Source organism: Sinorhizobium sp. NG07B, assembly GCF_002532005.1.
GTDB lineage: Bacteria > Pseudomonadota > Alphaproteobacteria > Rhizobiales > Rhizobiaceae > Sinorhizobium > Sinorhizobium fredii_C.
This window is the reverse complement of record NZ_NWTD01000001.1, coordinates 152927-171110: the sequence shown is the minus strand read 5'-3', so window position 1 is coordinate 171110 and position 18184 is coordinate 152927. Positions and strand designations below refer to the sequence as shown.

The 18184-nt window shown below is 64.3% G+C and carries 18 protein-coding genes and 1 pseudogene; 16 read left to right on the top strand and 3 right to left on the bottom strand.

Annotated elements, in window-relative coordinates; translation table 11 throughout:
- Positions 1–195: 195 nt before the first annotated feature.
- The 5 genes from CO664_RS00885 to CO664_RS00855 all read left to right on the top strand — a co-directional run bounded on the left by CO664_RS00885 (position 196) and on the right by CO664_RS00855 (position 7025).
- On the top strand, positions 196–1476 hold the full coding sequence (locus CO664_RS00885; protein WP_097537706.1) for an imelysin family protein: 1281 nt from the start codon (positions 196–198) through the stop codon (positions 1474–1476).
- A 48-nt stretch (positions 1477–1524) separates the two neighbouring features.
- Positions 1525–3279, top strand: a complete 1755-nt coding sequence (locus CO664_RS00880) for a di-heme oxidoredictase family protein (RefSeq protein ID WP_097537705.1) — start codon at positions 1525–1527, stop codon at positions 3277–3279.
- Positions 3279–4403 carry an imelysin family protein gene (locus tag CO664_RS00875; RefSeq protein ID WP_097537704.1) on the top strand — a complete coding sequence of 375 codons (1125 nt, stop codon included), beginning with the start codon at positions 3279–3281 and terminating at the stop codon, positions 4401–4403. Before CO664_RS00880 ends, CO664_RS00875 begins: the two co-directional genes overlap by 1 nt.
- A 307-nt stretch (positions 4404–4710) precedes the next feature.
- Complete coding sequence (locus tag CO664_RS00865; RefSeq protein WP_037420990.1) at positions 4711–5700, top strand: magnesium transporter CorA family protein; 990 nt, start codon at positions 4711–4713, stop codon at positions 5698–5700.
- A 236-nt stretch (positions 5701–5936) separates the two neighbouring features.
- Positions 5937–7025: a DUF1513 domain-containing protein gene (locus tag CO664_RS00855; protein WP_097537702.1), complete on the top strand. Its 1089-nt coding sequence runs from the start codon at positions 5937–5939 to the stop codon at positions 7023–7025.
- A gap of 12 nt (positions 7026–7037) precedes the next feature.
- Here CO664_RS00855 and CO664_RS00850 read toward each other — a convergent pair whose 3' ends face one another.
- The gene (locus tag CO664_RS00850) at positions 7038–7592 is read right to left on the bottom strand and encodes a GNAT family N-acetyltransferase (protein WP_037421078.1); all 555 of its coding nucleotides are present in this window, start codon (positions 7590–7592) and stop codon (positions 7038–7040) included.
- A 219-nt stretch (positions 7593–7811) separates the two neighbouring features.
- Between CO664_RS00850 and CO664_RS00845 the strand changes: the two genes are divergently transcribed.
- The 5 genes and pseudogenes from CO664_RS00845 (at position 7812) to CO664_RS00825 (ending at position 12127) form a co-directional block, all read left to right on the top strand.
- Positions 7812–8198: a PaaI family thioesterase gene (locus CO664_RS00845; protein ID WP_234820152.1), complete on the top strand. Its 387-nt coding sequence runs from the start codon at positions 7812–7814 to the stop codon at positions 8196–8198.
- Entirely contained in the window at positions 8195–8833 is a 639-nt protein-coding gene (locus CO664_RS00840; RefSeq protein ID WP_097537701.1) for a 5'-methylthioadenosine/S-adenosylhomocysteine nucleosidase, read from the top strand. Before CO664_RS00845 ends, CO664_RS00840 begins: the two co-directional genes overlap by 4 nt.
- A gap of 106 nt (positions 8834–8939) precedes the next feature.
- Positions 8940–10502, top strand: coding sequence for a glutamine-hydrolyzing GMP synthase (gene guaA, locus CO664_RS00835; protein ID WP_037420999.1), 1563 nt, complete (start codon positions 8940–8942; stop codon positions 10500–10502).
- A 227-nt stretch (positions 10503–10729) separates the two neighbouring features.
- A pseudogene (locus tag CO664_RS00830) lies at positions 10730–10980 on the top strand (hypothetical protein); the annotation flags it as partial.
- Positions 10981–11065: 85 nt separating this feature from the next.
- Positions 11066–12127: a succinylglutamate desuccinylase/aspartoacylase family protein gene (locus CO664_RS00825; protein ID WP_097538548.1), complete on the top strand. Its 1062-nt coding sequence runs from the start codon at positions 11066–11068 to the stop codon at positions 12125–12127.
- A gap of 42 nt (positions 12128–12169) precedes the next feature.
- Here CO664_RS00825 and CO664_RS00820 read toward each other — a convergent pair whose 3' ends face one another.
- Complete coding sequence (locus CO664_RS00820; RefSeq protein WP_037421085.1) at positions 12170–12640, bottom strand: Lrp/AsnC family transcriptional regulator; 471 nt, start codon at positions 12638–12640, stop codon at positions 12170–12172.
- 204 nt (positions 12641–12844) lie between these two features.
- Here CO664_RS00820 and tatA point away from each other — a divergent pair, with 204 nt between their 5' ends.
- The 4 genes from tatA to ybaK all read left to right on the top strand — a co-directional run bounded on the left by tatA (position 12845) and on the right by ybaK (position 15566).
- Positions 12845–14014, top strand: a complete 1170-nt coding sequence (gene tatA / locus CO664_RS00815) for a tyrosine aminotransferase (RefSeq protein ID WP_097537700.1) — start codon at positions 12845–12847, stop codon at positions 14012–14014.
- 13 nt (positions 14015–14027) lie between these two features.
- On the top strand, positions 14028–14657 hold the full coding sequence (locus tag CO664_RS00810; protein ID WP_097537699.1) for a YitT family protein: 630 nt from the start codon (positions 14028–14030) through the stop codon (positions 14655–14657).
- Between the two features lie 79 nt (positions 14658–14736).
- Entirely contained in the window at positions 14737–15087 is a 351-nt protein-coding gene (locus tag CO664_RS00805; RefSeq protein ID WP_097537698.1) for an ArsC family reductase, read from the top strand.
- Between the two features lie 5 nt (positions 15088–15092).
- On the top strand, positions 15093–15566 hold the full coding sequence (ybaK, locus tag CO664_RS00800) for a Cys-tRNA(Pro) deacylase (RefSeq protein WP_037421010.1): 474 nt from the start codon (positions 15093–15095) through the stop codon (positions 15564–15566).
- A 5-nt stretch (positions 15567–15571) separates the two neighbouring features.
- Here ybaK and CO664_RS00795 read toward each other — a convergent pair whose 3' ends face one another.
- Complete coding sequence (locus CO664_RS00795) at positions 15572–16012, bottom strand: helix-turn-helix domain-containing protein (protein ID WP_037421012.1); 441 nt, start codon at positions 16010–16012, stop codon at positions 15572–15574.
- Positions 16013–16096: 84 nt separating this feature from the next.
- Between CO664_RS00795 and CO664_RS00790 the strand changes: the two genes are divergently transcribed.
- Positions 16097–16783, top strand: a complete 687-nt coding sequence (locus tag CO664_RS00790; RefSeq protein WP_037421014.1) for a glutathione S-transferase family protein — start codon at positions 16097–16099, stop codon at positions 16781–16783.
- An 82-nt stretch (positions 16784–16865) separates the two neighbouring features.
- Positions 16866–18122 carry an aminopeptidase gene (locus CO664_RS00785; protein ID WP_097537697.1) on the top strand — a complete coding sequence of 419 codons (1257 nt, stop codon included), beginning with the start codon at positions 16866–16868 and terminating at the stop codon, positions 18120–18122.
- The last annotated feature ends 62 nt before the right edge of the window (positions 18123–18184 follow it).

The following is an 18184-nucleotide window of genomic DNA, read 5'->3' as shown; positions in this document are numbered from 1 at the left end:
TGTCGCCCACAAGCGTGCAGCGGTTATGGGGCAACGACAGGTACCGAGACGAACGCTGCAAGGGGAAGTCGCAAATTTGAAAATCTTCTAAACTATACGCTTTGACACCAGTTTGCTTTTGGTTCATGACATGAGCGCTTTACCGGCCTCGAGCCGCTTTGCTCGGCCGGTCTGCAAGAAGCGAAGGAGAGGGTCATGACCAAGAATTTCACCCGCGCCGCCGCGCTGGCACTCATGACGGCCACGTCCGTGCTGGCCCTGCAGCCGGCCAGCGCCGCGACCGACGCAGCCGCCGTCGTAAAGCATTATGCGGCGATCGCGCATGCCAAATACGAGGACGCGCTGACGACCGCCGAAGCCCTCGACAAGGCCGTCGATGCGCTGATCGTCAGCCCCAACGAGGAGGCGCTGAAGGCGGCGCGCGAGGCCTGGCTCAGGGCGCGCAACCCCTACCAGGAGACAGAGGTCTACCGCTTCGGCAATGCGATTGTCGATGAATGGGAAGGCAAGGTGAACGCCTGGCCGCTCGACGAGGGCCTGATCGACTATGTCGACCCGAGCTACGGCACCGAGAGCGACGAGAACGCGCTGTTCACCGCCAATGTCATCGCCAACAAGACGATCAAGATCGACGGCAAGGACGTCGACGCGACGAACATCACGCCGGAATTCCTGGCCGGCACCCTGCAGGAAGCCGGCGGCATCGAGGCGAATGTCGCGACCGGCTACCACGCCATCGAATTCCTGCTCTGGGGCCAGGACCTGAACGGCACCGGCCCGGGCGCTGGAAAGCGCGCCTATACCGATTTCGACACCAAGGCCTGCACCAACGGCAATTGCGACCGCCGCGCTGCTTACCTGAAGGCGGCGACCGACCTGCTCGTCTCCGATCTCAAGGAAATGGTCGCCAACTGGGCACCGGAAGGTGCCGCGGCCAAGGCGGTGGAAGCCGAACCCGAGGCCGGCCTCGCGGCGATCCTCACCGGCATGGGCTCGCTCTCCTATGGCGAACTTGCGGGCGAGCGCATGAAGCTCGGCCTGCTGCTGCACGATCCGGAAGAGGAACATGATTGCTTCTCGGACAACACCCACAATTCGCACCTGCATGACGCGATCGGCATCCAGTCCGCCTATACGGGCGAATACACCCGGATCGACGGCACGAAGCTCACCGGCCCGTCGCTTTCCAAGCTCGTCGCCGCCAAGGACGCCGCGCTCGACAAGGAGATGACGGCCAATCTCGCGACGACGGTCGAGAAGATGCAGGCGATGGCAAAGCGGGCCGAGACCGTCGAGGCCTACGACCAGATGATCGGCGAAAACAATGCGGAAGGTAACGCTACCGTCCAGGCCGCGATCGACGGGCTGATTGCCCAGGCCAAGACCGTCGAACGGGTCATCGCGGCGCTCGACCTCGGCAAGATCGAGCTTGAAGGTTCGGATAGCCTGGATAATCCTAACGCGGTTTTCCAATAAGCTGAAAAGGCGGGCCGTTCCGACAGGGCGCGGCCCGGCTCTTGCCCGATGAAAGTCCTGACCGCCCGCTTCCTCGCGCTGCCGCTCGCCGCGCTCATCGGCGTTCCCGCCGCGGCTTGGGCTACAGGCGATGGCCTCGGCGCTGCCGCCGGGGTGAAGGGTGATACCCCCCTCTGCCCTGCCGGGCATCTCCCCCACAAGGGGGGAGATTGGCCGGAAGCAAAGCCCTGCCCCATCAACGCGCAAATACCGAACCTGTCGAATTCAACCGAACACGCGCAGCCTAATTCGTTGAGCGGAACATCGGCGCTTACCGATCTCCCCCCTTGTGGGGGAGATGCCCGGCAGGGCAGAGGGGGGTGCCTCCCGGCCCGCGACGACCTTTCCGGACAGGATCTCGAACGCGTCGAAACCGTCACCCGGCCCACCCAGGACTTTTCCAAGGCCGAACAGTTCGAGGCGATGTCGGCGGGAGCCACAACGACGATCGCGCCAATCGACCAGAGAATCTTCCAGCAGTTCTCGGCCAACCTACCCTTCGAAGACGAAGAGAATTTCAAGCTCGGCAAGGCGTTGTTCGAAAAGCTTTGGGTCTCCGCCCCCTCCTCGACCCAAGCCTCCGATGGACTCGGCCCTCTCTATAACGCCCGCGCTTGCGAAAGCTGCCATCCGCGCGATGGGCGGGGCCGCCCGCCGGAGGGGGTGGATTCGACATCGACGGTCTACCGTCTCGCCCGTCCGCCCCGCGACGAAGCCGAACGGCGCTTCATCGCTGACCACCAGGCACTGAATTTCCCGGACCCCGTCTATGGCGCCCAGCTGCAGGACAGCGCCGTGCCCGGGCTTGCCGCCGAAGGCCGTCTCAAGGTCAGCTACCGGGAAGAAGCGATGCCGCTTGCGGATGGCGAGATCGTCCATCTCCGAAAGCCGCATTACGCAGTCACCGATCTCGGCTATGGCCCGATGGACCCGATGACGACCGCGTCGCCGCGCGTCGCCCCGGCGATGATCGGGCTCGGCCTCATCGAGATGATCCACGAGGCAGACATTCTTGCGAAAGCCGACCCGGACGACCGGGACGGTGACGGCGTCAGCGGACGGGCGGCAATCGCCCGGGATCGGGACAGTGGCACGATCGCGCTCGGCCGCTTCGGCTGGAAGGCTCAGAATCCGACCATTCGCCAACAGGCAGCAGACGCCTTTGCGGTCGATATCGGCATTTCCACGCCGGCCTTCGACAGCGGCTATGGCGACTGCACCAAGGCGCAGGGCGCTTGCCTGACGCTTCCGATCGGTGTCCAGGCGCGGCTCGGTCCGGTCGAGGCTCCCGACCCGGTGCTCGGCCTCGTCACCTTCTATTCCGCCAATCTCGCGGTGCCGGCCCGGCGCAAGGCGAGCTTTCCGCAAACGCTAGAGGGCAAACGGCTTTTCTATGAAGCGGGCTGTCCGGTCTGCCACACGCCGAAATACGTGACCCGGCGCGATGCGCCTCACAAGGAGCTGGCCTTCCAGCTGATCTGGCCCTATTCCGACTTCCTGCTGCACGACATGGGCGACGGGCTCGCCGACGGCCAGCAGGTCGGAATTGCCAGCGGACGCGAATGGCGCACGCCGCCGCTTTGGGGGCTGGGCTTGACGAAGACCGTCAGCGGCCACACGTTCCTGCTGCATGACGGGCGTGCCCGGAATTTCACCGAGGCCATCCTCTGGCACGGCGGCGAGGCGGAAAAGACCCGCGATGCCTTCGCCGCCATGTCGAAGGACGACCGAAACGCCCTGCTTTCCTTTCTGGAGTCGCTCTGATGCGCCTGCGCCTTCCCCTGATCCTCGGCTTGCTGCTTCTTGCAGCGATCGCGCCCGCGGCGGCCCAGGAGGGCAACGCGCTTTTGCCGCGCGTTCTCGACGAAGCCGCCCTGCCGGGCGTGATGGCGAAGGCGGTCGATGGCTTCATCATTCCCGGCTATCGCGACCTGAGGCGGGCGACGGGCGAACTTGGCGAGAAAAGCGCCGCGCTTTGTGCGACGCCGTCTGACGCTGCACTTGAGGAAACGCGAGCGGCCTTTTCGGATGTCGTGCAAAGATGGTCGACGATCGAGATCATCCGCCTCGGACCGGCCCTCGAACAGAACAGGTTCGAGCGCTTCCTGTTCTATCCGGATCGCAAGAGCACCGGCCTGAAACAGGTACAGGCTATTCTCGCCAAGCGCGACGAGAGCGCGACGCAGGCGGAAAGCCTGAAAACGAAAAGCGTCGCCGTGCAGGGCCTCGGCGCGCTTGAATATGTTCTCTACGGCACGGGAGCCGAGACGCTGACCGGCGCGGAAGGTGACTTTCGCTGCCTTTACGGAACGACGATCGCGCAGAACCTGACGACGATTGCCGGCGAGTTGCTCGCCGCCTGGGAGAAGCCCGAGGGCCTCCAGTCCGCTTGGAAGTCGCCGAGCGCTGACAATCCCCTCTTCCGCGACAACAGGGAAGCGGCAACCGAACTGCTCGGCGTTCTCGTGCACAGCGTCGAAATGATCAAGGACCAGCGGCTGCGCCCCTTCTATGCCGGCGCGATCGACGGCAAGGCTGACGAGGGCCGCCCCAAGCTCGCCATCTACTGGCGATCGGGCAATACGATGAGGTCGATCGCCGGCAACCTCAGCGGCCTGCAGACGCTGTTCAACGCTGCGGGAATGGAGAGCCTGCTTCCCGCCGACAGCCGCTCTATCGCCGGGTCGGTAAATTTCCTTTTCAAAGCATTGATCGGCATGACCGAACGCGTCGACGGCCCGCTCGACGCGGTGCTTGCCGATCAGAAACAGCGTTCCCGGCTCGACTTCATCACTCTCAACACGGCCGACCTCCTCGACCGGCTGAACCGCGACTTCGGCGGCGCGATCGGGCTTGGGGCCGGGTTTTCCTTCGCGGACGGCGATTGACACTACAGCGCCGTGCGTCCTTTCAGACGCACAAAGGACGCTGTAGCACTTTGAATTACTGCATGTTTTTGTCCTTGAATGGGCTACGATTCAAGAACACATGCAGTAGCGTGAAAAAGCCTCCGGTTGACAAGCCGCGAATATGGGAGCAAAGCGCATTTCATGCCCGTCTCGCGGGCATGCTTCACCCACGAAGGACTAACCCAAGATGAACCCCGACAGTCGAAGTCGAGTCTTCCTTGCGGCCGTGCGGACCTGATTGATCAGGGCTCCGGGCGGTCCGATGACCTCGCCCATGGAGCCCAGAATGCTGCGCATCTACACAAGCCAGAACGGCCATCTCGTGCTCGTCGATCGTGCCGCCGGTCCTGCCTTCCAGGAGCCGGTGACCTGGTTCGACCTCTTCAACCCCTCCGCAGATGAGACGCGTTTCGTCGAGGAACATCTCGGCATCGCCATTCCGACCCGCGACGAGATGCAGGAAATCGAGCTGTCCGACCGGCTCTACCAGGAGGACGGCGCGGAATTCATGACCATGACCGCGACCGCCAAGCTCGACAGCGACTACCCCGCCAAGGTGCCGGTGACCTTCGTGCTGAAGGGCGCGACGCTCGTCTCGGTGCGCCACGCCGACCCGAAGCCGTTCCAGCTCTATGCAACGCGCATCCAGAAGCCGAATGGTGCCGTCTGCGAGACGGGCGAACTGGTCATGCTGGGTCTGCTCGAGGCGATGATCGACCGGATTGCCGACGCGCTGGAGCGGGCCGGCAACGAGGTCGACGCGATTTCTCGCGAGGTCTTCCGCAAGTCGCATGCCAGCGCCACCAAGAAGACGCGCGACCTGCAGTCGCTGATCGAGCAGATCGGCCAGAAGGGCGACCTGCTGACGACCATCCGCGAAAGCCTTGTCAGCATCGGCAGGCTCGTCGCCTATCACGTCGCGGTGGAAGGGAGCGCGGCACGCAAGGCCGCCAAGGAGAGTCGGCAGCGGATCAAGCTGATCCAGCGCGACGCCGCCTCGCTCGGCGACCACGCGCTGTTCCTGTCGAACAAGATCAACTTCCTGCTCGACGCGACGCTGGGGCTGATCAATCTCGAGCAGAACCAGATCATCAAGATCTTCTCGGTCGCCTCCGTCGTGTTCCTGCCGCCGACACTGGTCGCCTCGGTCTATGGCATGAACTTCGACGCGATACCGGAACTGCACTGGCACTTGGGTTATCCCTATGCACTGGTGCTGATGGTCATGTCCGCCCTGTTGCCGTATCTCTATTTCAAGCGCAGGGGCTGGTTGTAGATGACGCAGTCGAGACCCCTCCCCAACCCCTCCCCACAAGGGGGAGGGGCTTGCCCGCCGCGGCCCGCCGAGCGCCATCTGCGACATCCGAACTCGCGGATCCGCTCTAAGCGGCCGAATCGGTCGCGGCATTGTAAATCCCTCCCCCTTGTGGGGAGGGGTTGGGGAGGGGTTGCGCTGCAGGATCGCCTCTCCGCCGAGAGACGTTCACTGTCGTCGGCCACGCGGAAAAGCGCATGAGCACCAAAACCCTCATCGATCGACGCAGCTTCGTCAAAATGGCCGGCGCCGCCTGGATGGCGACGCTCGCCCCAAGCGGGGCCTTCGCGCTCGAGCGGGCGGATGCCGTCTTCGCCTCGGCCTTCATGGCGCCGGACGGCAGCTATGGCGTGGCGACGCTGACGGAGGAGGGAGAGATCGTCGAACGGACGCTACTGCCGGCGCGGGCGCATGGCATGGCCTTCTCGCCGGCGACCCGCCGCGCCGTCGCCTTTGCGCGCCGGCCCGGAACCTATGCCATGATCCTCGCGACCGACGGCACCGCCGAGCCGGTCGTCATCTCCGCCGCCGAAGGCCGCCACTTCTTCGGCCACGGCTGCTTCTCCGCCGACGGGCGGCTGCTCTACGCCACGGAGAACGATTTCTCCGCCAATCGCGGCATGATCGGCGTTTACGACGGGACGCGCGGCTTCATCCGCACAGGCGAATTCCCCACCTATGGCATCGGTCCGCACGACATGACGCTGACCGCCGACGGCCGGACGCTCGCAATCGCCAATGGCGGCATCGAGACCCATCCGGATTTCGGCCGCACCAAGCTCAATCTCGATTACATGGAACCGAGCCTCGCCCTGGTCGATACGGCGACCGGCGCGCTCATCGAGAAACACGGCCTGCCGCCGGAGTTCAAGCAGCTTTCCACCCGCCACGTCGACATCGGCGCCGACGGCAGGATCTGGTTTGCCTGCCAGTACGAGGGCGCGCGCAACGACCTGCCGCCGCTGGTCGGGCATTTCAAAAAGGGGGAGGAGCTGAGTTTTATCCCCCTCCCCGAGCGCACGACCGCCGCCCTCGCCAATTATGTCGGCGCCATTGCCATCAACCGCCGCGAGGACCTTGTCGCGCTCACGTCGCCGAAGGGCAATGTCGCCGTGACGCTCGATGCGAAAACGGGCGCGGTCTTGAAGGAGGAACGGGTCGTGGATGCGGCGGGCGTTGCCGCCGCGAGACCCGGCTTCGCCGTCTCGACTTATGATGGCCGGTTCAAGGGTCAGAAGAGTGCCGTCGCCTGGGACCAGCACATCGTCGGGCTCGGCAAGGATTAGGACGCTTCTAAATCAGGTCGCGACATTTCCCGCACCGGAAAGCTTGACCAGGTCATCCCAGCGATAGGCGATCTGTTCGAGGCTCTCGCGGCCGACGCTGACCCGGCCCTCTCCCACCGCCCGCGCGCCGAGCCGCTCGTAGAAGGCCCGGTTCGGATTGCCCTTCAGCACCCAGGCGAAGAGCGACGAGGCCTGCAGCTCCCGGCAGTGGGCCGCGACCGTGCGCACCAGCGCCGCACCAATGCCCGCGCCATGGAACTCCGGCAGAAGATAAAGCTCGTAGAGTTCCCGGTCGAAGGCCGGCGGCATGGACCGCGCCCGACCGTAATTCGCAAAACCGACCACTCGATCTTCCGAGAGATCGACGGCGACCAGGAGGAAGGCGCCCGGTATTCGCATTCGCCGCGCATGGCCGATCGCCTGGTCCTCGACCTTCATGGCGTCGAGATAGGCATCGGAAATGATCCCGCGGAAGGTCGCGCGCCAGGTGCTCACCAGCACCGACGCGATCATCATCACGTCGTCCGGTACGGCAGGGCGGATCTCTATGCGCCTGAAGTTCCTCATCAGGATGATATATGGATGCGGCGTGCGTCCCGAAAGTCCGTCGGCACCGGGTTCGCCCGTGCGGACGATTGCGCTTGTCCTCGGTCGCGACGCATGCAACTGTCGGCGCGATCGGGCATCCCGGTCCGTTTCAGCAAGGGGCTTTTTGAATTGAGGCACGACAGCGAGCCGCACGATTTCCGCGCCCGCATCCGGGAGAGTTTCGACCGCCAGGCCGCCATGCGCACGATCGGCGCGGAACTTACCCGCGTCGAGCAGCGCACGGTGGAGATCGAATTGCCGTTCGATCTCAAGCTGACGCAGCAGCACGGGCTGCTGCATGCCGGGGTGATCTCGGCAGCGCTCGATGCCGCCGGCACCTATGCGGGCTATTCGCTCATCGATCCCGACGCATCGCTGCTGACCATCGAGTTCAAGGTCAATCTCCTTTCGCCCGGCCGCGGCGAGCGTTTTCTCTTCCGCGGCGAGGTGACGAAGCCCGGCACGACGATCATTGTCTCGGACGGCAAGGCCTATGCCGTCCGATCCGACGGACCGGCAAAGCTAATCGCCTCGATGACCGGAACGATGATGGTGGTGCGCGGCCGCGAGGGGATCGAGGGATGAGTTTCGAGTTGAAGCCGGTCGCCGGTAAGAACATCCTCTACGTGATGGCCGTCAACCTGGAATACGGCCCCTGCCTCAAGCACCGGATCAGGCCGTTGATGACCGGCGTCGGCCCGGTCGAAGCGGCCGTCGGCCTGACCAAGGCGCTTTGCGAGCTCAAGGCCGCAGGCAGGCTGCCGGATCTCGTCGTCTCGCTCGGCTCCGCCGGTTCCGCCACGCTCGAACAGACGGAAATCTACCAGGCGGCCTCGGTCGGTTATCGCGACATGGACGCCTCGCCGCTCGGCTTCGAGAAGGGCGCGACGCCCTTTCTCGATCTGCCCGCCGTCGTCAAGCTGCCGCATCGGGTCCCGGGCGTGAAGGAGGCGCGGCTTTCGACCGGCGCCGGTATCGTCTCCGGCAAGGCCTATGACGAGATCGACGCCGACATGGTCGAGATGGAGACCTATGCCGTCCTGCGCGCCTGCCAGGCCTTCGACGTGCCGCTGATCGGGCTGCGCGGCATATCGGACGGCAAGGCGGAGCTGAAGCATGTCGACGACTGGACGGAATATCTGCACGTCATCGACGAGAAGCTGGCAGACGCGGTGGGCCGGCTGGAAAAGGCGCTCGACACGGGCCAAATCCGGCTCTGACGGTTCTGCAGCAGGTCCTAAATTGTCGGGGTGCAATGAAATCGTTGCGCCAAGGGCGGCCTTTCATTAAAGGCTCGCCATGTTCAAGCTTGCCTGAAGGCCCGCCATGACCCAGACAGCCCATCCCGACACCGTCCTGATCGTCGATTTCGGCAGCCAGGTGACGCAGCTCATCGCCCGGCGTGTACGCGAGGCCGGCGTCTATTGCGAAATCGTGCCGTTCCAGTCGGCCGAAGAGGGCTTCAGGCGCCTGAACCCGAAGGCGGTGATCCTGTCCGGCAGCCCGGCCTCGACGCTCGAGATCGGCTCGCCGCGCGCGCCGTCGGTGATCTTCGAAAGCGGCCTGCCGGTCTTCGGCATCTGCTACGGCCAGCAGACCATGTGCGCCCAGCTCGGTGGCAAGGTGGAAAGCGGCCATCACCGCGAATTCGGCCGCGCCTTCCTCGAAGTCGAGAAGGATTGCGCCCTCTTTGACGGACTCTGGTCGCTCGGCTCGCGCCACCAGGTATGGATGTCGCATGGCGACCGGGTGACAGCACTGCCCGAGGGCTTCGAGGTGGTGGCGACCTCGTCCAACGCCCCCTTCGCCTTCATCGCCGACGAGAAGCGCAAATATTACGCCGTGCAATTCCATCCGGAAGTGGTGCATACGCCCGACGGCGCCAAGCTCATCTCCAACTTTGTCCACAAGATCGCCGGCATCAAGGGCGACTGGACGATGTCGGCCTATCGCGCCAAGGCGGTCGAGGCGATCCGTGAGCAGGTCGGCGACAAGAAGGTGATCTGCGCGCTTTCGGGCGGCGTCGATTCCTCCGTTGCGGCCCTCCTCATCCATGAGGCGGTCGGCGACCAGCTCACCTGCATCCTCGTCGACCACGGCCTGATGCGCAAGGACGAGGCGGCCAACGTCGTCGCCATGTTCCAAGAGCATTACAACCTGCACCTCCTCCATATCGATGCCTCCGACCGCTTCATCGGCGAACTTACGGGCGTCAGCGATCCGGAAACCAAGCGCAAGATCATCGGGCGGCTGTTCATCGAGGTCTTCGAGGAAGAGGCGAAGAAGCTCGGCGGCGCCGATTTCCTCGCCCAGGGCACGCTTTATCCTGACGTGATCGAAAGCGTTTCCTTCACCGGCGGCCCATCGGTGACGATCAAGTCGCATCACAACGTCGGCGGCCTGCCGGAGCGCATGAACATGCAGCTCGTCGAGCCGCTGCGCGAACTCTTCAAGGACGAGGTGCGCGTGCTCGGCCGCGAACTCGGACTGCCCGACAGCTTCATCGGCCGCCACCCCTTCCCCGGCCCCGGCCTTGCCATCCGCTGCCCGGGCGGCATCACCCGCGAAAAGCTCGAAATCCTGCGCGAGGCGGACGCAATCTATCTCGACGAGATCCGCAAGGCGGGCCTTTACGATGCCATCTGGCAGGCCTTCGCCGTGCTGCTGCCGGTGCAGACGGTCGGCGTCATGGGCGACGGGCGCACCTACGAATTCGTCTGCGCGCTGCGCGCCGTCACCTCGGTCGACGGCATGACCGCCGACTTCTACCACTACGACATGGAATTCTTGGGCCGCGCCGCGACCCGCATCATCAACGAGGTGCGCGGCATCAACCGCGTCGTCTACGATGTGACCTCGAAGCCGCCGGGAACGATCGAGTGGGAGTGAGGCTCAGTCCTCCAGCTTCGCCCAGCAAAGGTTTTGTGGGGTCTGCAGCGCCATCCGTCTCTTCAGATGCATGGCGCTGATGTTCACGTCCTCAAATCGACAACACCAGGAATGTTCGCTGAGGATAAGGCGGTGCGGCGGTTGCTTCAGAGCAACTCCGATATAGGCTACTTGCACCATCAAACTTCAGCGATGGGAGCACCATGCCAAGGCAAGGATGGACATGGAAAGTCGATGGCTTCCTGTTCGAACCGGGAAGCAACCGTTATCTCGGGCGCCTCCGCAAGTTCAGCCAGTGTCCCAAAGGCAAATTCGATGCCTTGCGCCAGGCTGCGGCGCAATCCCCTTCAACAAGGTCGTTGCGGGATTTACGCCGCGTGCCGACCTGTTGAAGCCGGCACGCTATGCGATGCTCTATGAGCGGGGAAAGGGAGTGCTGCGCTCCGCGCTCGACCTGCCCACGGTCGATCAGGATTGATCCGGCCAGTCAATCGGCTTGCATGGCGAGGCTCATGCAAATAACGACTTGCGCGGGTATGGCCCGAACCATTGAGGACGGCAAAGTGGAAGTTTCCGAGATCATCATCGCCGGTGATACGCCGGGCGTCGAGTGGCGTCTGCCGGTGTTCCGGTTCACTGGAACCAGAGCCGGGGCACCGCGGAGCTATATTCAGGCCGCCCTCCACGCCAACGAACTCCCGGGCACGGCACTGCTTCATTTTCTCCTGGACCGACTGCGCCAGGCCGAGAGGGAAGGCATGATCCTCGGCGACATCACCGTCCTTCCCCAGGCGAACCCGATCGGCGCTGCGCAAGCGCATTTCGGCGAGCTGCAGGGCCGCTTCGATCTCGGCACCCGCGCCAATTTCAACCGCGACTTTCCGCTGATCCGGCTTGGCGATCGCGCCGGCCTCATCGAGAATCTCGAACAGTATTCGGCGGTCGACCGGCTGAAGCGACATCTGCTGCACATGGCACTCGGCTGCGACCTAGTGCTCGACCTCCATTGCGACGACGAAGGACTGCAATACGCCTATATCGACGAGGCCTTCTGGCCGGAGGCCGCGGACCTCGCCGCCGCACTCGACATGCGGGCGGTGCTCCTCTCCGACGGGGAAAGCTCCGCCTTCGAGGAGGCCGTTGCCTACGCCTGGAAATACGGGAGCGCCGGCGAAAGGAAGACCTCGCTGCCCGGCCGGCTTTCGGTGACCGTGGAACTGCGCGGCACGCGCGATGTCTATCCTGACCTGGCCGGCAAGGATGCCGAGGGCGTCTATCGGTTTCTCGCCGGACGCGGCGGCGTCGCGGCGGACGACGATCCTCGCCCGAGCTTTGGCGGCGTGGTGGCGCCGCTCGACAATATCGAGATGATTCGCGCGCCAGCAGCCGGGGCGATCCTCTTTCACCGGGACCCCGGCGAACAGGTCAAAGCCGGGGACCTGCTGGCGACGATCCTCGCCAGGCCCGGCATGCCGGATGGAGCGATCGAGGTTCGGGCGCCGCAGGACGGCTTGATCGTCACCCGCGTCTCCACCCGCTTCGCCCGCTGCCGATCTGACCTGATGAAGATTGCCTGCCCCGGGCCGTCGCGGGCTCGGCGCAGGCCGGGGACGCTGGAGGCGTGACCCACACGCAGGCATTTCCTCAGCCGGACGATCCGGCCGCTCCTAAGGCGTCGAACCACCCTGCAGCTTCGGGCTGTCGAGCAGGATCGTCGAGCGCAGCGTCTTGATTTCGGCGATCTGCTCGAACTCGCTCCAGAGCAGGCGCTTGTAATCCGCCACATCGCGCACCGCTATCTTCAGCAGGAAATCGAAATCGCCGGCGACCGTATGGCACTCGACCACCTCCGGAATGCGTGACACCAGCTCGATGAAGCGCTGCCCGACCTTGCTGGCGGTCCGTTCCAGCGTCACCTCGACAAAGGCGTGGAAGCCGATGCCGAGTGCCTTCGGGTCGACGACGACCGTCTGGCGGATGACGCCGGTCGCGTAGAGACGCGCCAGCCGCCGCGACAGCGGCGCCGGCGACAGCCCCACCTTGGCGGCGAGTTCGTTGTTGCTCTGCGACGCATCTTCGATCAGCAGCCTGATGATCCGCCGGTCGGTCGCATCCAGCTCCGTTCGTTCGATTTCCATCATTCCCGAGTTTTCGCAAATGGGATGCAGTTGATGCCCAGTATACCGCAAAAGCACGCGCCAGCATTAGCGAAATCAGACAAATATGTCGTCGATTTTGCGCCATGCTTATCTTACAGAGGATCCGTCAAAGCCCTGATGCGGCTTGCCTTTGAACAAACCCAAGACGACTATCGACCGGTCACAGCTCCAAGGATCTCCAGCATGTTCGACGCCCTCGCCCGCCAACCCGACGATCCGTTGCTGGCCCTGATCGGCCTGTTCCGCAAGGACGAACGCCCCGGCAAGGTGGATCTTGGCGTCGGCGTCTATCGCGACGAGACCGGCCGCACGCCGATCTTCCGCGCCGTCAAGGCGGCGGAAAGGCGGCTGCTCGAGACGCAGGAGACGAAAGCTTATGTCGGCCCCGAGGGAGATCTGGTGTTCCTCGACCACCTCTGGGCCCTCGTCGGCGGCGAGACGGTCGAGCGCAGCCATGTGGCCGGCGTGCAGACGCCCGGCGGCTCCGGCGCGTTGCGGCTTGCGGCTGACCTGATCTACCGCATGGGCGGCCGGAAGATCTGGCTCGGCCTGCCGAGCTGGCCGAACCACGCGCCGATCTTCAAGGCAGCAGGCCTCGAGATCGCCACCTACGACTTCTTCGATATTCCGGCGCAATCGGTGACCTTCGACAATCTCGTCAGCACGCTCGAAGGTGCTGCCGCCGGCGACGCGGTGCTCTTGCATGCGAGCTGCCACAACCCGACAGGCGGCGTCGTGACCGAATCCCAATGGATGGAGATCGCGGCGCTCGTTGCCGAGCGCGGCCTGCTGCCGCTCGTCGATCTCGCCTATCAGGGTTTTGGGCGCGGCCTTGAACAGGACGTGGCCGGGCTCAGGCACCTCTTGACCGTCGTTCCGGAAGCGCTCGTCACGGTTTCCTGCTCGAAGTCCTTCGGACTCTATCGCGAGCGCACCGGCGCGATCTTCGCCATCACCCCCTCGTCCTCGTCCGCCGATACGGTGCGTTCCAATCTCGCCGGCCTTGCCCGCACCAGCTATTCAATGCCGCCGGACCACGGCGCGGCGGTCGTCCGCACGATTCTTGCCGATCCCGAACTTGCCCGCGACTGGGCCGAGGAATTGGAAGGCATGCGGCTGCGCATGACCGGTATCCGCAGAATGCTCGCGGAAGGCCTCAGGAGCCGCTGGCAGAGCTTGGGCGCGATCGCCGGCCAGGAAGGGATGTTCTCGATGCTGCCGCTCACCGAAGCGGAGGTGATGCGGCTCAGGACCGAGCACGGCATCTACATGCCGGGCTCGGGGCGCATCAATATTGCCGGGCTGAAGACGGCGGAGGTCGCCGGTGTCATCCAGAAATTCACCAGCCTCTGATCGGATCGCCGGAATGACAGCCGACAGCGAAGCGGTCGACGCCCCGGTCGAACGCCACAAACTATACGAGGACGTGCTCGCCATCCTGACCGGCACGCTCATCGTCTCCCTTGGGGTGGTGATCTACAGCAAGGCGGTGCTCTTGACCGGCAGCACTGCCGGGCTGGCGCTGCTCCTGCAATATGCGACCGGCACCAGCTTTTGGCTGGTGTTCTCGCTCGTCAACCTGCCCTTCTACATCCTGGCGGTGAAACGTCTCGGCTGGTTTTTCATGCTGCGGACTTTCCTCGCGGTCAGCCTCGTCTCGCTCTTCTCCAGGCTTACGACGCAATGGGTCGAGTTCGCCCGGCTCGACCCGATCTATGCGGCGGTCGTCGGCGGCGGGCTGATGGGGATGGGGCTGCTGGTGCTCTTCCGCCATCGAACCGGCCTCGGCGGCATCAACATCCTGGCGATCTACCTGCAGGAAAAGAGCGGCATCCGGGCCGGCTACTTCCAGCTGGCGGTCGACCTCGCGATCCTGGCCGCCGCTTATTTCGTGCTGCCGCCCGCCAATCTGATGCTGTCGGTCCTCGGTGCAACCGTCGTCAATATGATGCTGGCGATCAATCACAGGCCCGGGCGCTATGTCGGCGTGACCTGAGATCGACGCTTCCGGACTTTTCTCCGCCGCCGCGCGCGGCTATGTGTGATCCCGCATGCGGCGGAAGAAGGTTCGAGCAATGACGGTCACGATCTACGGCATCAAGAACTGCGACAGGATGAAGAAGGCGCGCGGCTGGCTCGACGGCCGCGGCACGACCTACCGGTTCCACGACTACAAGGCCGAGGGCATCGACCGCGCTCACCTCGAGCGCTGGTGCGCAGAGCTCGGCTGGGAAACGGTTCTCAATCGCCAGGGCATGACCTTTCGCAATTTGCCGGAGGCGGAGAGGCAGGATCTCACCGCCGAAAAGGCGATCGCGCTGATGCTCAAGCAGCCGTCGATGATCAAGCGGCCGGTGCTGGAAGCCGACGGCAAGCTCGTCGTCGGCTTCAAGGCCGAGCTCTACGAAGCGGAATTCGGCGCATAAGAGCGATGTCCAAAACGACCCGCGCCACTCAGACGCTCACTATGGCCGGCGTCTCCTTCACGGTGCACAGCTACGAGTACGATCCGGGCGCCGAGCGCGTCGGGCTGCAGGCGGCGGAGGCGCTCGGCGAGGAGCCGTCGCGCGTGTTGAAGACGCTGATGGCGGAGGTGGACGGCAAGCCGGTCTGCTGCATCGTGCCCTCCGACCGGGAAGTCAGCATGAAAAAGCTCGCCGCCGCCTTCGGCGGCAAGTCGGCGAACATGATGAAACCGGCCGACGCCGAGCGGTTCACCGGCTACCATGTCGGCGGCATCAGCCCCTTCGGCCAGAAGAAGCTCGTGCCGACGGCAATCGAGGAAGCGGCATTCGGCGAGGCGCTGGTCTATATCAACGGCGGCCAGCGCGGGCTGCAGGTGCGGCTTGCGCCCAAGGACGCGCAGGCGGTGCTCAAGGCGATCGGCGCGCCGTTAGTCGCCTGACGAGGTCAGGAGAGTCTTGAAAGCAGCGCGGCAAGCGCCTGGGCCTCTTGCTCACTAAGCTTCGTGCCGACATGCGTCTCGATCGACTGCGAATAGGTCTCCCACATGCGAGCCCGCATCGTCCTCCCCGCTTCGGTGACGGTGACCCAGCAACCGCGCGCATCCTCGTCATAGGATTCGCGGCGCACCAATCCTTCCTTTTCCAGCCGATCGATCAGACGGGAAAGATTGTATTGGGCAAGCAGCGTCCGGGCCTCGATCTCGAATGGGCGTAGTCTGCCTGCTTCGACCTTCACCAGTTCCCAGAGCACATCGTACCAGGAAAGCGGAGGGAGCCCTGCCGCCTTAAACTCCTTTTCGATGGCCGCAAGAACGCGCTGCTGCGCCCGCATGAGCCCTATCCATGCGTCGGTGGTCGCTGATGTCGGCCCGGCTATCCCTTTCATACATGCAATTACATCTATCTTGACGCAGTTGGCAAGTCGAGATATATGCAACTGCATTTACTTCTCTCACCAGCGGAGGCTCCCATGACCGCGTCACTGACCCTGATCAGCCATCATCTCTGCCCCTATGTGCAGCGCGCCGCGATTGCGCTTGCGGAAAAAGGCGTGCCGTTCGAGCGCGTCTATATCGACCTCGCGAACAAGCCAGATTGGTTCCTGAAGATCTCGCCGCTCGGCAAAGTGCCTCTGCTGCGCATTCCGCAAGACAGGGGCGGGGCGGTCCTCTTCGAAAGCACGGTCATCTGCGAATATCTCGAAGAAACTCAGCCGGGCGCGAAACTCCACCTGGCAGATCCGCTGGCGAGGGCACGGCACCGCGGCTGGATGGAGTTCGGCTCCTCCATCCTTTCCGATCTCTGGGTCTACGAGACCACGCAGGACGCCGACACGCTCGGCGCAAAGGGCAATGCCCTCAAGGCCAAGTTCGCGACGGTCGAAGCGGAGCTCGGCGACGGCCCCTATTTCGCGGGCGCCGATTTCAGCCTTGTCGATGCCGTCTTCGCGCCGATTTTCCGCTATTTCGACCTGTTCGACTTAATTGCGGAGCACGGCATCTTCGATGGTCTGCCGCGCGTCGGCGCCTGGCGCAAGGCACTGGCCGAGCGGCCGAGCGTCAGGGCGGCAGTCACCGCCGATTACGCCGAGCGGCTGATGGCGTTCCTCGAGAAGCACGACGCGGCATTGCTGAAAACGGCAAGGATCGCCGCCTGATTGGTGGAACACGGAGCCTTCTGTTTTTGCGGGAAGCGGTCTAAAACGGGCGTATCCGCATAACATCCGAGAAGGAGCTGCCATGAACGCCCCCCTCCAGTCGGCCAGAAATCCCGTCGACCCTGCCAAGCTCGACAAGCTTGCCGAGGTCGCCATCAAGGTCGGCCTGCAATTGCAGCGCGGCCAGGACCTGGTGATGACCGCGCCGATCGCCGCGCTGCCGCTGGTGCGTCTCATCACCAGGCATGCCTATATGGCCGGCGCCGGGCTGGTAACGACCTTCTATGCCGACGAGGAGGCGACGCTTGCCCGCTACGCCCATGCGCCGGACGAGAGCTTCGACCGGGCCAGCGACTGGCTCTACGAGGGCATGGCGAAGGCCTTTGCCGGCGGCGCGGCGCGTCTGGCGATCGCCGGCGACAATCCGATGCTGCTTGCGTCCGAGGACCCGCAAAAGGTCGCCCGCGCCAACAGGGCGAACTCGATCGCCTACAAGCCGGCGCTCGAAAAGATCTCCAATTTCGACATCAACTGGAACATCGTCTCCTATCCGAATCCCTCCTGGGCGAAGCAGGTGTTTCCGGACGATCCGGAGGCGATCGCCGTCGAGAAGCTGGCAAGCGCCATCTTCGCCGCCTCCCGCGTCGACGCCGACGACCCGATCGCCGCCTGGGCGGAGCACAACGCCAATCTCCGCCGGCGTTCGGCCTGGCTGAACGAGGAGCGCTTCTCCGCGCTGCATTTCACCGGCCCAGGCACCAACCTGACGGTCGGCCTCGCCGACGGCCACGAATGGCACGGCGGCGCTTCCAGCGCGAAGAACGGCATCACCTGCAACCCGAACATTCCGACCGAGGAGGTCTTCACGACGCCGCATGCCTTGCGCGTCGAGGGGCATGTGTCGAGCACCAAGCCTCTGTCGCATCAGGGCACGCTGATCGACAACATCCAGGTCCGCTTCGAGGGCGGCCGCATCGTCGAGGCCAAGGCATCCCGGGGCGAGGAAGTGCTGAAGAAGGTGCTCGACACCGATGACGGCGCCCGCCGGCTCGGCGAAGTGGCGCTGGTGCCGCATTCCTCGCCGATCTCGGCCTCCGGCATCCTCTTCTACAACACGCTCTTCGACGAGAACGCCTCCTGCCACATCGCGCTCGGCCAGTGCTACTCGAAGTGCTTCCTCGACGGCGCCAGCCTCAGCGAGGAACAGATCCGCGCCCAAGGCGGCAATTCGAGCCTGATCCATATCGACTGGATGATCGGCTCCGGCAAGGTCGACATCGAAGGCGTGCGCGCCGATGGCGGCCGCGTGCCCGTCATGCGCCAGGGCGAGTGGGCTTGAGTCTATGTAAGTCTTGCGCTGGCACCCGGCTACACCCCCCTCTGCCCTGCCGTGCAGAGGGG